The 15,742-nt window shown below is 45.8% G+C and carries 10 protein-coding genes; 4 read left to right on the forward strand and 6 right to left on the reverse strand.

Going from position 1 to position 15,742, the window contains the following annotated elements; genetic code table 11:
• Positions 1–32: 32 nt before the first annotated feature.
• From A596_RS20715 to A596_RS20730, 4 genes are all read left to right on the forward strand, one after another.
• Entirely contained in the window at positions 33–3,158 is a 3,126-nt protein-coding gene (locus A596_RS20715; protein WP_039918519.1) for an efflux RND transporter permease subunit, read from the forward strand.
• 126 nt (positions 3,159–3,284) lie between these two features.
• On the forward strand, positions 3,285–3,965 hold the full coding sequence (locus tag A596_RS20720; protein WP_039918521.1) for an NYN domain-containing protein: 681 nt from the start codon (positions 3,285–3,287) through the stop codon (positions 3,963–3,965).
• 28 nt (positions 3,966–3,993) lie between these two features.
• A complete protein-coding gene (locus A596_RS20725; RefSeq protein WP_039918523.1) occupies positions 3,994–4,617 on the forward strand; it encodes a cation efflux transmembrane domain-containing protein in 624 nt (207 codons plus the stop codon).
• Between the two features lie 22 nt (positions 4,618–4,639).
• Entirely contained in the window at positions 4,640–5,320 is a 681-nt protein-coding gene (locus A596_RS20730) for a YkgJ family cysteine cluster protein (RefSeq protein ID WP_039918524.1), read from the forward strand.
• A 45-nt stretch (positions 5,321–5,365) separates the two neighbouring features.
• Here the strand turns inward: A596_RS20730 and A596_RS20735 are convergent, their stop codons facing one another.
• From A596_RS20735 to A596_RS22400, 6 genes are all read right to left on the reverse strand, one after another.
• Positions 5,366–6,706 carry a hypothetical protein gene (locus tag A596_RS20735; RefSeq protein WP_039918525.1) on the reverse strand — a complete coding sequence of 447 codons (1,341 nt, stop codon included), beginning with the start codon at positions 6,704–6,706 and terminating at the stop codon, positions 5,366–5,368.
• Positions 6,707–6,716: 10 nt separating this feature from the next.
• Positions 6,717–7,802, reverse strand: coding sequence for a DNA/RNA non-specific endonuclease (locus A596_RS20740; protein ID WP_039918527.1), 1,086 nt, complete (start codon positions 7,800–7,802; stop codon positions 6,717–6,719).
• Positions 7,803–7,892: 90 nt separating this feature from the next.
• Positions 7,893–8,816: an eCIS core domain-containing protein gene (locus A596_RS20745; protein WP_084128742.1), complete on the reverse strand. Its 924-nt coding sequence runs from the start codon at positions 8,814–8,816 to the stop codon at positions 7,893–7,895.
• 83 nt (positions 8,817–8,899) lie between these two features.
• On the reverse strand, positions 8,900–11,935 hold the full coding sequence (locus A596_RS20750) for a hypothetical protein (RefSeq protein ID WP_152600254.1): 3,036 nt from the start codon (positions 11,933–11,935) through the stop codon (positions 8,900–8,902).
• Positions 11,936–13,297 (reverse strand): ATP-binding protein, encoded by a 1,362-nt coding sequence (locus tag A596_RS20755; RefSeq protein WP_039918533.1) that lies wholly within the window; start codon positions 13,295–13,297, stop codon positions 11,936–11,938.
• Positions 13,298–13,338: 41 nt separating this feature from the next.
• Positions 13,339–15,742 (reverse strand): contractile injection system tape measure protein (locus A596_RS22400; RefSeq protein ID WP_200882982.1); only part of this gene is annotated, 2,404 nt, incomplete at its 5' end.

Consider the following 15,742-nt stretch of genomic DNA (forward strand, 5'->3'; position numbering starts at 1 on the left):
AGCTATCAAAATGATTCAGGAGAATTGCCACCATGATTGATGCAATCCTGCACACCGCCATTGCGCGGCGCTGGCTGGTGCTCGCCGCTATAGTGGCTATCGCGTTACTTGGCCTGTGGAATTACCAGCGCCTGCCCATTGATGCCGTGCCCGACATCACCAATGTCCAGGTACAAATCAACACCGAAGCGCCCGGCTATTCGCCACTGGAAACTGAACAGCGCATCACCTATCCGGTAGAAACCGCGCTCGCCGGTTTGCCTAAACTCGCTTACACCCGTTCGATTTCCCGTTACGGTTTATCGCAAGTCACGGTGGTATTTGAAGAAGGCACGGATATTTATTTTGCGCGCAATTTAATTAACGAGCGCATTGGCCAGATCAAAACCCATTTGCCGGAAAATATTTCGCCGACCATGGGGCCGATTGCCACCGGCCTCGGTGAAATTTTTATGTACACGGTGGAAGCACAAGAAAATAGCAAGCCATTCGATGCAATGGCCTTGCGCGAATTGCAGGACTGGGTCATTCGTCCGCAATTAATGCAAGTGAAAGGCGTGATTGAAATTAACGCGATCGGCGGTTACACGCGGCAATATCACATCACGCCGGAACCGACAAAATTATTGCAGTGGGGGTTAACCTTTGACGATCTGGTTAACGCGCTTAATAGCAACAACAATAATCGCGGCGCCGGCTTTATCGAACGCAACGGCCAGCAATTACTAGTGCGCACACCGGGGCAATTAAGCAATATCGACGATATTGAAAATCTCATTGTCACCAATGGCAAAGGGGTTGCCGTGCGCATCAGGGACATCGCGCAAGTGGCCATTGGTAAAGAATTGCGCACCGGTGCTGCCACGCAAAATGGCAGTGAGACAGTACTCGGCACGGCGATGATGTTAATGGGTGAAAACTCCCGCACAGTCGCGCGCGCACTGGCCGAAAAACTGGAGGAAATCAATCGCTCATTGCCCGACGGCGTTGTCGCCGTGGCGGTGTATGACCGCACGCAATTGGTTGATAAAACCATCGACACTGTGCAAAAAAACCTGCTCGAAGGTGCATTGCTGGTCATCGCGGTTTTATTTTTATTGCTCGGCAATTTGCGCGCTGCGTTAATTACGGCGGCGGTCATTCCTATCACCATGTTAATGACGATTACCGGCATGGTGGAGGCGGGCGTGTCAGCCAACCTGATGAGTTTGGGTGCACTGGATTTTGGTTTGATTGTGGACGGTGCGGTTATCATTGTTGAAAACTGCATTCGTCGTTTGGGAGAAGCCCAACGCGGATTACCCCATGACCATAAACTCGACGTAAAAGCGCGCTTGCAACTCGCCTATGAAGCCACCGGCGAAGTCATCCGCCCCAGCCTGTTTGGTGTGGGCATTATCACGCTGGTGTATTTGCCGATTTTTACGCTCACCGGTGTGGAAGGAAAAATGTTTCACCCCATGGCAATCACCGTTGTTATCGCTTTGACCTCGGCATTAATCCTCTCACTAACCTTTATTCCCGCTGCCATTGCGTTGTTAATGAATGGAAAAATTGCTGAACATGAAAATCGTGTGATGCGCGCGGTTAAAGATTTTTATCAACCCTTACTGGAAAAAGCATTGCGTTTGCATACCCGCATTCTGGCGGCCGCCGTGTTGCTGGTAATGTTCAGTCTGTGGCTGGCGACGCGCTTGGGTTCAGAATTTATTCCACAGCTGGACGAAGGCGATATGGCACTCCATGCATTGCGCATTCCCGGCACCGGCCTGGAGCAAGCGGTAGCGATGCAAAGTTTGCTGGAAGCGCGTATCAAAGAATTTCCGGAAGTGGATAAAGTCTTTGCCAAAATCGGCACCGCCGAAATTGCCACCGACCCCATGCCGCCATCGGTTGCCGATAACTTTGTGATTTTCAAACCGCGTGACCAATGGCCAGACCCTAAACGCGCAAAGCAAGATCTGGTCGACGCGATTGAAAAAGCCGTGCGCGAGTTACCCGGCAACAATTACGAATTCACCCAGCCGATCCAAATGCGTTTTAATGAATTGATTTCCGGAGTGCGTTCAGATTTGGGTATCAAAGTCATCGGCGATGATCTCGATCAATTGCAACAATCCGCGGCAGAAATTTTGCAAGTCGTGCAACAAATTCCCGGCGCTGCCGATGCGCGTATGGAACAAGTTACTGGCCTGCCGGTATTAACTGTTACCCCAAAGCGCACGCAACTCGCTGCTTATGGATTAACAATTAATGAAGTGCAGGATTTTGTTGCTACCGCAATTGCCGGGGAAAGTGCAGGCATTATTTATGAAGGTGATCGCCGTTTTGAAATACAGGTGCGCTTGCCCGAAAATTTGCGCAACGATTTGCTCGCCCTTGAACGCTTGCCGGTACCCATTAATTCCGAACCCGGATTTGTACCGCTCAATGAAATTGCCAGCATCGAACTTGCACCGGCACCCAACCAGGTCAGCCGCGAAAATGGAAAACGTTTGGTAATCGTTACTGCCAATGTGCGCGGCCGCGATCTCGGCTCATTTGTGAATGATGTGCAAACCCAAATTAACCAGCAAGTAAAATTACCGGCAGGTTATTGGCTGGATTACGGCGGCACATTTGAGCAACTTGAATCCGCGACCCAACGTTTGGCAGTTGTTGTTCCATTAACATTGCTAATGGTCATCGTATTATTAGTGATGGCGTTTGGTTCGCTAAAAGATGCGCTGATTATTTTCACCGGCGTTCCCCTCGCGCTCACCGGCGGTGTACTTGCGCTCTGGTTGCGCGACATGCCCTTATCCATGTCCGCCGGTGTCGGCTTTATCGCACTCTCCGGCATTGCGGTATTGAATGGTTTGGTAATGCTCGCGTTTATTCGGCAGCTTTACCATGAGCATGGCGATTTGATTTCCGCCATTATCCAGGGCGCACTAACTCGTTTACGCCCAGTGTTAATGACCGCACTGGTGGCCAGTTTGGGATTTGTACCAATGGCATTTAACGTGGGCATAGGCGCAGAAGTGCAACGGCCATTAGCAACCGTGGTCATCGGCGGAATTATTTCGTCTACATTACTCACGTTATTTGTGTTACCAGTGCTTTATGCGTTAGTGCATCGCAAACCTGGCAATTCGCGATTGCCAATAAAGGAATAATCGTTATAATTGCTTCACGACTCATCCTTAGCAGGTATCATTAAGTTGGTATCGGTATAGGACAAAAAAACCGCCTCCGGGCGGTTTTTTTATATCAGTACTTTTATATCTGGACAGGGAAAGCCTATGAAAACTATTTGTTATGTTGATGGATTTAACCTTTACTATGGCTGTTTAAAAGCTACGAAATATAAATGGCTGGATCTCTATAAGCTATTTACGAGGATTATTAACGAAAACAACCCTGATGCAGAATTGCTGCACATTAAATTTTTTACGGCACCGATTAAAACCAAACTCGCGTCCCATGGTAATGCAGCAGGTGCGGCACAAAATGCTTACCATCGCGCACTTGCCACCTTATATCCTCAGCACATTTCTATATTTGAAGGTTACTTTAGTCTTGAGGAAGGCTCATTTCTCGAATACCTGGATCCACCTGATAAAAATCGGCGAGTCAAAATATGGCGCCTGGAAGAAAAACAATCTGATGTGAACATAGCACTTGAGGCTTATCGCGATGCTATTCATATAGACCAAGCCGTCTTTGTTACCAACGATACCGATCAGGAGCCCACACTTAAAGCGCTATGCAACGACTATCCCGCACTAAAAATTGGAGTAATATTACCCATCAGGGAACCAATCCCCGGCATTACTTCACGGGCACGTCCAGGCAATAACCGGTTGAGTATTTATGCGCATTGGACAAGGAATCACATCCGAAGCGAAGAGTTGAAACAATCAATATTACCTGACGTGATTCCAACGCAGAAAAAAGCCATTAAAAAACCTGACTATTGGTGAGCTATGCAACAAAAAACCGGAGAAAATTATGGGCGCTCATTGCTGTAGCCACGATCACGACTCTCCACCCCAACCTGATCCCAAATACCGCCGTATTTTATGGATCGCACTCGTCGTTAATGCATTGATGTTTGTGGTTGAAATTATTTTCAGCCTGCGCGCAAATTCTGCTTCATTACTCGCTGATTCAATCGATTTCCTTGGTGATGCCGCGAATTACGGAATCAGTTTGTGGGTGTTGGCACAGAGTGTACAAACGCGCGCGAAAGCATCACTGCTAAAAGCAGCGTCGATGGCGTTATTTGGCATCGGGGTTTTAGCGCATGCCATATGGAATGCAATTACCGGCGTGATTCCCGATGCGCAAACCATGAGCCTTATTGGATTGCTCGCGCTCGGCGCTAACCTCGGTGTTGCATGGTTGTTGTATGCCTATCGCAATGGCGATAGCAATATGCGCAGTGTGTGGTTGTGTACGCGTAATGATGCATTGGGAAATATCGCGGTTGTCCTTGCGGCAGTTGGTGTATTTGGTACGGGTACGGCATGGCCGGATTTAATTGTGGCAGTTATTATGGCCACTCTGGCATTGACGGCAGCGACGCAAATTATCAAACAAGCCCGGAAAGAACTTAAACACCATTCGTCTTAACCAACAACGCTATTTATTTTCCATGTCCGACATTTTCCAAACCACCGCACAACATGAATACCAGCGTTCTGCTGCACAATTAAAGGGCAGCAAAGATGCAAATTCTGCCCTGGAAAAATCCTATGCGCGTTACGATAACCTGATCGCCACTGCTTTCGCTGATGCAACGAACAAACCCGCCTGTAAAGCAGGGTGTGCATTTTGCTGTTACTATAAGGTAGAAGCACGGGCCCATGAAATCCTGTTAATTAAAAATTACATGGGCAAAAATTTCAGCGCCGAAAAAATCACGGCAATATTAAAACAAGCGGCTGATAATGCAGAAATAATTCGCACCATCACGCCTGAACAGCACCTCACCACTAATTTAAAATGCGCGCTGCTGGAAAACAACCAATGCACTATTTATCCAGTGCGCCCATTTCGCTGCCGTAATTTTCATTCGACCGATGCCCTTGCGTGTGAGGCATCATTCAATAACCCTGCGGATATGGAAATCGCCACCGGGATGATTGAAGATGTTGCCATTCTGGCCGATGCACACACCCAGGGTTTCGAAGCCGCAACAGAACAAACGGGTCGCGATAATCGCATTTATGATTTTAATACTGCATTGCTGGAAGTATTCGCCGATGACCAGCCATTAAAGCGCCACCAGCGCGGCAAGAAAACATTTCAACAGGCGATTGAAGTCATTTCATGAAATAGTGTTTCAATTTTGGGAATATACGTTTTTATACCGACATTGTTATTTTTCATCATTTACTGTTTCCGTTAATTTTTTCTTTTTGGGTTTATTGCCTGTTGTACCTGCACTGTTCCTTTTTCTTTTTGCAATATCTGTTTTCTTAAACCCCAGACCTGCCTTGCGGCCCTTTTCATCATCCGGAATTTTGCTGTTTGATACATGAGACGCATTCAGCGAATATTTCCAGAAGGGGCCACCGATGACTGCAAAAAGGTCTTCAATGGTTTTTTCATTCAAGTCAAAAGTCTTCAATTGTTCAACCGCATACACCCATCCCTGAATGGATAGTTTTACATCGGCCAACATAGCTCCAATAGCATTTACTTCCGAGCGGTTCAACTTGCCTTTATATTCAGATTGCAACACTTGTGCTAGCTTTTCGCCCAAATCTTCAAGCCCGGAATGACTGGATAGTTCCTTCGCCAAACCGGTCCAGGTGTGTTCACTTGAGTTACCTTCTTGTTGATAAACATCCGGGCGACTCTCACTGTTTTCCAACGGATAATAAAACATATCGCCATTACCATAAGCATCCCTGTAAATTCCCAGGCTACCACCAAGGTCAAGGACAAATTCGGTTCCCGGTTGGCGCTGCTTCGCATTCATATCATCGCCATAGGCGCGGATGAGTAAACCACTGGTACGCAATGATTTGGTGGACGGTACTTTTTTTAATTTCTTGCCACTACTATCTTCTACTTTGGTTGTTTGGTCGAGTTTGCCTAATAATTCAGAAAAATCAGGGACCTTCGTACCACCTTCAAATGTAAATGAATCAGAGCGTTTCAATCCGCCTTTACTATCAAGATCCAATGTAGATACATCCTGAACCAAATCGGCAATCAGATTATTGTTGAGCTTTAATTTTTTTGACTGACCTTTATTCCAAAGTTCTAATAACATTTTTCTAATTTTTGACGGCACACTCGTGTCTTTCACCCAGGATTTGACCAAATCCCTATCAATCTGCGTAGTGATATAGTGTTCCAATGTATCTTTTCTACGTGGCCCCCATTTTGTCATTAGTTTGCCATTGTTATAACACCCTTCAAAAATTTCCTTTAGTCCTTCAATAGTTTTTATAGTATTTCTATTCTTGAATACGTAATCACTTACATCTGTCTCATCGCGCTGTATAACAGGAAATTTATTCGCGGTAGCAACGTTCATTTGCTGCTGGGTCTTTTGTTGCTGAATAGCCACCGGGTTATTACCCATATTACGTTGCAACGCCAATTGGGTTGCAGCTGCGACCCGCTGATCGTTAACACGCACCGAAGCAGCCGTTGCGGCGTTTTCATTTAGTACATTTTTTTTCTGATCGCGAGATTGGTATGGCATATTGTGCTACTCACTTACGATAAACCAATCGCCAGGGGGCAGGGCCTTCTTCTGTTAAATAAACCCGGTTCATTATTTTGTACCAGACGCTAGCTGCTTTTTCGTCCTTAATTATATTCAAGAATGCCTGCCAGGCAGTCTCTAATTCATAATGAGATTGATATGAGTTTGTTAATAAATCCAGGCCTTTTGAAACCTTGTAAGATGCAGGGATTGCTAGCGAGCGACGTTTGGCAATTTTCTTTCTATTATTTTTCGCATTAGGCATATTAGCCCTGATCAGATTTTTTAATGTATGCAAATTCAATGCTGATGCATCACTATAAGGTTGCATATTGTGCACCGGATTATCCTGCGCGGTAGCAGGCATAACACCACGTGTTATCCACTGTGAATTTAGCGCATCCCAATCGCCCCATTCACCCTGGATCGAGCGTGGAATACCTGCAGGGTATGCAGGATCATAAGTGGGAGTTACATCCAGATAAGTCCATTTGGTATTTGCACTTGTCTTGGCATCTTCCTCAATTTGTCGCCAATTCGCATCGTGATTCAACGCGTGGGTTGTCGGCACCAGGTTTAACGGGTTTGCACCGGAGCCACCTAATTTTGCATTAATTAAATGAAAGCGAACCCATTGTCCTTTCAGGCGTAAAAACTTGGCCCTCAACCAATTCCATCCATGCGGATCAACCGAGGGCACTCCACCGTTCGCCGGGCCGCGCATAACCGCGATACGGCGGCCCGCAACGTTTGCATTTCCATCCACATTACTGTTATGGGCTACTGTATTAGCCGTATCCATAAACATACCATGCGGTGTTGGTACTGCTGCTGCAAACGCTCCGATTGGTGCGCGCTGTACAATATTTTTCCCGCGCAATTGCAAGCTCAACAAATGACTGGAATCCATTTTCCTTTGCAATCCATTTATTTCTTTATGATGAGGATTACCATGCATCATCAATTGCATGGCTTTGGATTCATTGGATTCCTGACGGTTATCGGTAAATAGTGAAGCAGTATTTTCTGGCTGTTGCGCTAGCTGATTAACTGATCCGAATTGTTTTTGGGATGCAGGAGCGCGAGTATGCATAATAAAATTATCCTTTAAACACTAACCGGAAAATCAAATACACTTTTTCATACAATTCATTTCATGCACCCAAGCGATAAATCTCCAATATTATCGATAACTTTCTGCGCTGTTTCCCTGGCCAAACGTATACCCGCGATAATTGCTCTTATTGGCTTTCCACCACTTGTTGGCCGCCGCATGTCCTTTGAACATACCAATATAATGGTTACCATTGTCGCGAGACGTCACCCAATAATGCATATCTTTTTTCTGCACAACAGTTGCACTCAGCAGTTGTTTTGTATCCTCGGATTTCAATTGTATTGATGTGGCTGCCTGACTATTTCCGTGTGAAGCAGTCGATAACGCCTTCGCCCCCATTACATCCGCTTCCGATTCCAAACCCGCATCATCATTGACCGATGTGCCTTGCATTTGTGTGGTCGGTTGAACACGGCCCTGGGCTTGCTGTACAACATGCCATGCCTCGTGCGGCAGGTGTTGTTCTTGTCCCGGTGCAACGTGGATGTCTGTACCTTGCGCATAAGCGTGCGCATTTAATTGTGCAGGTTTGTCCGAATTGTAATGAACTTTTACACCATCCATACTCATCCCGGAAAGTGATTCAATGCCTGCTTTTAATTGGTTGGGCAAACCGGTGTTATTGGGTTTTTCTTCCCGTTGTACAGGTGCGCTATCCGCGAATTTTCCTTGCAGCAATTCTTCGTCTTCAGCGAGCTGTGCTGTTGCAAATTTCCCTTGTAATGGTTCCTCCTCTTCGGCTAATTGCGCTGTCGCAAACTTGCCTTGCAGTGGCTCTTCCTCTTCCATTAATTGTGCAGGTACAAATTTTCCTTGCAGTGGTTCCTCTTCTTCCGCGCCAGCGAGCTGCGCGGTTTGCATTAGCTGTTGTTGCTTTAATTGCATGCCGGTAGAGGCACGTTGATCGCTAAATAATTGTGCCGACGGCTTGGCTGCTGCTTCCTGTGCGGATTTTTGTTCACTGGCAGTTTGTCTGGTAGTAAAGGCCATCATGTTCTCCCGGGTATTCCCTGGTTGGTAGATCAATTAAGTTAAGTTCAGTGGCAGCATCCTTGCAATAACTACTGGTGAAACTATTTGTAATCGTCTTCGCTATTTTCATCGTGTTCATCGGTAACAGAATCCGTAGGTTCCGCTGCCGGAACAGTTGCCATTTTTTGATAATGCAATAAATTACGATTGGGTTTTTGTTGTTGCAACGCCTTAACCGCATCAACACCCGCCCAAATCGCAAGGGCTAGCAATAGCAAACAAAATACGCTGGATAAATTCAGGAAACTGAATACCGGGTCCATCAATATCAGATACCCCCAGAGCGCTATAGGTGGCAAAATGAGTGCGACAACCGTTAGTGGATGTTGCAACCAGCGCAATAATCCCGGCAAGTTCCTGCAGCGATGAGGGAACAAATAAAACAAGGTAATTAAATAGATAAAGGCCAGTAATAGCCACACGTTCATAATGTAAATGAGCGTCCAGCGATAAGCACACAAGGTTTCATTCCAGAAAGATTCGGTGTAACCCGGTGAAAAATGTTTGCCAATATAGTTGTTAAATTCCTTGTAATCTTTCCCATCGCTACTGTTTTCATATTCCACCATCGGCCAAAATGTACCGCCACCAAAACTTTCATGGACATAAGCAAGGCGCTTTTTGCGCTCGTCAACACTTTGTCCTTTGTGCTCCATACTGGTATCCATCTGCGAATAGTCGCTAAACATTAACGGCGCAATAATGGATCTGTCGGTGCTGGTAGTCACTGCATAAATTTCATCGAGTGATGTGTAATAGGGATCTTCCATAATCAGCACCAGCATAGTGCGTACACGATCCTGGATTTCTACAATAGAAAGATTTTTTTCCGCCCAGTCATCCGCTTGCGTGAGGCTATCCAGGTGTTCGCGATTAAAGGTGTTGCTGTCACCCAGGAAACTGGACTTATTCAGCATGATATTGACATAGGTAGTGTGTTTTTCTACGCGTAAGTAATTACGTTTTTCATCAAGCTCGCGCAGTTTTCCTTTTAGCGATTTGAAAAATTCATCGAACTTGTCCCTGGCTGCAGAAGACTGCGGGTAATTTTTAAAGTACAGGGTTACACCATCACCATTCAATGGATGATTGGTCAGGCCGAAACTCAACAGGGGGCGCAAACGCGATTCTGCATCCATAAGGGGTGTGCCAAGCAGATTGATAATTTCGGTTTCCAGATTGCTATAGAAAATTTGCAACGCCGCATCATTTTGCAACTCCGGTGCGGTGGAAAATTCCTTTTCAAGAATCCAATCGACTTTGCTACCGTAACGCCGCGCTTCACGAATAAATGCCTTGGCTTTGTCAGTGTTATCTTTCAGTAAATTTTCGCCTTTACTATTAATTTGTTGCAGTTTGCCGCCATTACTAAGCGTCAAGCCAAAATAGGAAACTCGCGAAAAAGTGCTGAAGTCATAAGAGAGTGGTTTATCCGTTATTTTCCAGTAAGGAAAAATACCATAGGCCATAGTTTGGATTTCCGCTGGCACACAACCACAGTCTTTGGCAGCGCCGCTCCATAAAATCGGTTCATGCTTATATTCAGGCATAGGTTCCGAGTAGATTCTTTCGATATTGGCCCGCACGTGCTCGTCATAGTATTTATTCAATTTTGCATAGTAATTTTCGGTGCAATATTTGTCAGTCAAATCGCCGGGCTCAATAGCTTTTTGCAAGTATTGCCGGATTTCATTAATGTTGGGTTTATCCAGCGTTTTATCCACGGCATTGGATTTATCCTGTTTACAGATATCCGATGCTTTCAGGATTTTATTTTTAATCGCAAGATGCAAAAGCTCACCTTCCGGGTACTCACGATCTTTCAGGTCCTGTAGCAATTCGATAATCGGAGCCACAATCGGCCCTTGGGATAACGGAATATTTGCAACTGTAATTTTGTTGGCAACCAGGTAGTCCTGTTGGCTAAGCAACTGGATTTGCAATACCACTCGCTCGGCATTAATGGGCGGTTGGGCAGCTGGAGCATTGGGTTCGGCCTCGCTGTGATTATTTTTTGTGTTAGTTGTGGCGTTGGGTTCAGCATGGGATGCAGTATTGGTTTCGGTGCCGGTCGCACTATTCACTGCAACGTTTGTTACCGGGATTGCATTAACTTTCTCGATAACTGCAGTAATTGTTTTTTTCAATGTAGTTTGATCATTAAATGACTTTTCCGGTAAATTTTTTAATGCATCAAATAACGCATCACTAATACCTTGCTGGTTTAACGTATTTAATAGTTGATCTGTAATGACATAGCGTGTTTTTGGTTCCAATTGCGCGATAATTGCATCAGCCAACATTTTGCTTTCTTCCACGGGTACACCGGCAAGCAACTTATTAAGTTCAGCCTGGGCAGCAGGTTTATCGGCAAATTCCTTTCCTTGCAAACCCTCAATCGCGTTAATGATTATTTTTGCGGAGGCAGATGCTTCGGCCATCAATGCAAAATCATCCTCACGCAAAACATAGAGCGTATGGGGAATAACAGGTTTGCTAGCAACAGCCGCCGCCGGCTCCGGCTTTTTCTGTTCCCCTTCCAGATAACAACGCACCAACGCTTGCAATGCATCATCGTTACCATGGGCCAATGTTTGTTGCACATCCAGATTGCAGGCTGTGTGATGACTTACACTCCACTGCGCAAATGGTTTGCTGATTAACGTAAATGCCGCTTCATTAAAGCGTGTAGAAAAACTGGCAATTTCATCAGCGCGGGGAGGGAAGGCCGCGACTACATTAGCATTAATATCCAACGCAAAATTTTTACAGAATCGCTGCATCCAGGACCAGGTAATCGGGCCGAGAATACCGTCATTCAGCGGTTTTCCTTTTAAGCCGGCATCATGTTTCCAATCTGCATCCTGGTGATAAAGCTGATACATATCCGCTTGTACTTTGGCGATAACAGGTTTGGGATATTTTTTATATTCCATTTCATAGCCAAGGCACTTATCTTTATTGGCAATAGCACCTTCCGGTAGCGATTGGGAATTCGCCACCAACGAAAACAGTAGTAACAATGTACCGGATAATTGCGATAACAACTTGGATGAAGAAACATTCATCATGGTCAATTAGAGCGTACGCCCCTCCTTGAGAAGTTCTTTGTTAATGCCTTGCAACAAATCGGCATGCTGGATTTTATTGCGCTGCTGGCGGGTTGCGCGTATTGCAGCGTAGCGGGCCACATTAGTCAGTGAACCGCCGGAGAGTTCATACTTTTCCGCAAGCTGTTGCAGGTCTACATCATCTGCTAGCAGTTCCGGGTTACCGAATAAATTTTTTAATAACCGCAAACGCTCCACTTCATCCGGTAATGGAAAGTAAATAATGGATTGGAAACGCCGCGCAAACGCTTCATCAATGTTGGCCTTGATGTTACTGGCCAAAATCACGACGCCGGGGAAATCTTCAATGCGCTGTAACAGATAGGAAATTTCCTGGTTTGCGTGGCGATCATTGGAGTTGCTGGTTTGCGTGCGCTTGCCAAAAAGTGAATCGGCTTCGTCAAAAAATAAAATCCAGTTTTTATTTTGCGCCTGGTCAAAGACACCGGCGAGATTTTTTTCAGTTTCACCAATATATTTGGATACCACCATGGATAAATCGATGCGGTATACATCGACTCCCGCACTGGCGCCGAGTAACGTTGCCGTCAGGGTTTTACCCGTTCCCGGTGGACCGAAAAATAAACTGCGATAACCGGGTTTAATTGCTCGCTCCAATGCCCAGCGATTAACCAGATCCTTGCCCTGCTTTAACCAGGTATTAAGGTGGTCAATTTCTTCCATAACATCTTGCGACAAAACCAGATCACTCCAATTCAACGGACTGGTAATTAATTTGGCCGGAAATTCCATACTGTAATCCGGTTTATGCACCTGGCCGTGGGTGCAGCGATGCAAGGTTTCAGCCGTTACAGAAATAGTCGCATTCAAAAACGGTTCACCTGCCGCTTGATGTTCAAGCTTTAATAATCCTTGTTTGAAAAAATAATGGTGTTCATCAAATAATTGCAGCGCCGCGAAACGTCGCTCCAGATCCTGGCCGGCCAATAAAAATACGGCGGTTTCGGCCGAGGGTAAAAAACCGCTGTGGGCTTTACCGCGCCAGCCACCAAATTCGGTGTAACTGCGCCCGGTGATTTGGCTCTGGGTAAAGAAAATATCCAATGCTTGCGGGCGCACATGCGGAATCAGGCACAAAATAAATAACAATCGCGCGTCAAACTCCATTGCATAACGGCGTACCAGTTGTGCGTACTCAGAATTATCATTTGCCAAATCCGGCGGGGAAATTGTGCGGATATCGGCTGTCGTTGCCTGGATATCGGGCGAACCGAAATAATGGGTAAAACGCAAATTGAGCACGTCTGCAAACCAGTTAAGTTCGCGTTCAAGTGTCGCTGCATTTTGTTGGCTTACATTATTTACCATTGATCAGTTCACCATTATCCCATTCATTTTTTTGTTAACTATCATGATTGTTCACGCCAGGAAACGCGCAGCGGTTTGTCCATCCATCCATGTTTAATCATGGAAATACTCCAGGGCAAACGATCCAGCAACATATCAAAGGTGCGCTCCTGAACTTTTAATCGCCAATACTCCTCATCCAGCACCAACCAGCCCTGGCGTTGGAAAAATGTTTCGCGTAGGCCAGCAACAGACGTGGAACCCAATGCCCGCCAATGTTGAATCATGCTTTGCAACATTTGATCAATCACCGTTTTTTCTTGTTCGGTAATATCGATACCATTACTGATGGGCATGCTGGTGCTAATACCGCAGAGGATTTTATTCAACATTAATTCATACTCCGGTGTTTCACTGCGGCCTGTTACCATGTATTGCAGCAAATGCACGGCGCGGTCAGCGGCGCCCGGATGAATAAATTTTCCGTCTTCCAATAAATTGAACATGGAAAATAGCCGCGGTAAAAATGGCGATGCCAACACCATTCCCACATTATTTAAATGAATACCGGCCTCAAAATCCAATTCAGGTTCTGCGCTGCCATTGCTATCGGTTAATGACATGTTGGGTCGCGCCGCTGCCACCGGTTTTAACAATGCCAGGCGGCGCTCTGCCAATTGCAGCAGGCGTTGGCTATCGTCAAAGCCCAGAGCACCAGCAAGTTGTTCACAACATTTTTTCAATAGCCCGGCAGCATCCAACGGGTTTGGCGGGCCAAACAATTGCATAAATACAAATTCCCAACGCACTTGCTTGATTATTAATGGATCAGCATTTGGTATCAGTAATACCAATGCCTCAGTCGCCAGCTTGACAATAGGATCAAGCGCCGCAAATTGTGCGGGCTGCAAGCGTTGCACAATTTGATGCAATAAATGACCGGGAACATGCTGGATTAATCGTTGGGCCGATAATGGATTACGCAATACACCATGCCATTCGTTTGCCTGCTCCCGCGTAAATTGCCGCAGCAATAAATTAACCTGTTGTTGAAGTTGTTGTAGTTGTTCAACATTTAACGCTGCCGATCCCTGGAGCAATTGCTCCAGGGTTAATCCGGGAATACGCAACGATTTTTCACTCCCACGCAAATCGGAATTGGTTGGTTGGCTCATATGCATGCCTTGCTCATTGGTTGCATCCTGTCCAATAACATATTCATTATTTTCATTCGCTGGATATTGCGCCTGGCCAGCGTTGGAATTCTGTTGTGGATTTACGCCATCCGCTGCATCCATTACACCGGCTGGTTGCTCGTTGGTAGTGCTTGCAATGTGTAGACTTGCTGTTTCCTGCATGTTCGCCGGCAATATTGCATCGCCGGTTGCGACAACAGCTGGTTGTGGTGCAGCAGTTTGCGCGCGGCTATGATCCTCTGCGGTACGCGTGATAAATATTTCCATGTCCACAGGCAAGTCAGTGACGAGCGCATGTATCACTTGTTGATAGAAATGATTGGGATCAATCGCTTCTATTGAATAGCTGCGAATAGATTGCAGCAAGGTTGAATAATTGTCGCTATTAGCCGACGACTGAAAAAATTGTTCAACCAATCGTTGCCAATAATAAAGGTTCATGCGCAACCCGAAAGCATCAATTCTTCCGTTACGCAATTCCCGGATCAGCTGGGACAGACGCTGTTGGATTTGCTGTTCACTGTCCTGTTGGCTTGATGTGCTATCCAGCTGATCCTGTGTGTGTTGATTGTTATAAATAACATCATCTTTCTGTGGTGCATCATCATTTTGAATAGCTTGTTGTTCTTGTATAACACCCACTACCTGCGAGTTTATTTGCGGGGGCTTTTCCTGGTTGCCTGTTATCGGTGCGGGAGCAATACTGTTATCCGCAATCGCCGGATCAGCAGCAGCAACAGCCATGGCAAAAGCATCAAGGTCTATCAGCTCATCATCAATCAACGCAAACAACACACGACGAAGGAATTCTGCTTTTGCAGAAATATTTTCCAGGGTCTCTTTAATAGCCACTAAAAAATAGCTGCGAAATTCCGGAGAAAAATTTGGACTGTACTTGATAAAGTTATCAATCAAGCGCGCAATTAATGGCTCTTGAAGTGGCAAGCTGGTGCGTGCACTGATGCTATGTTTTATTTGCATGCACCAATCAAAAAGCTCATGTTCTGACTTTGCAACCCATTGTCCAGTCTCCGCAACCTCGCGTTTCACGTCTGTTTCAGTTGGTTGTTCTATTATTGCATTGGGTAAATTAGCAACATCTTTTTCTTTTTTAAGGCTCGCTAACTTATCATTTGTTGTATTAGTCGAAGGGGACGCAGATGTACCGGCATTGCTGCCTGATGCATCTTTTGAAACAGCATTCGGTAAATATTCCAAGCTTGAGCTTGAGCTTGAGCTTGAGCTTGAGCTTGAGCTTGAGCTTGAGCTT

It is taken from the genome of Cellvibrio mixtus subsp. mixtus J3-8, from assembly GCF_000766945.1.
Classification (GTDB): domain Bacteria; phylum Pseudomonadota; class Gammaproteobacteria; order Pseudomonadales; family Cellvibrionaceae; genus Cellvibrio; species Cellvibrio mixtus_A.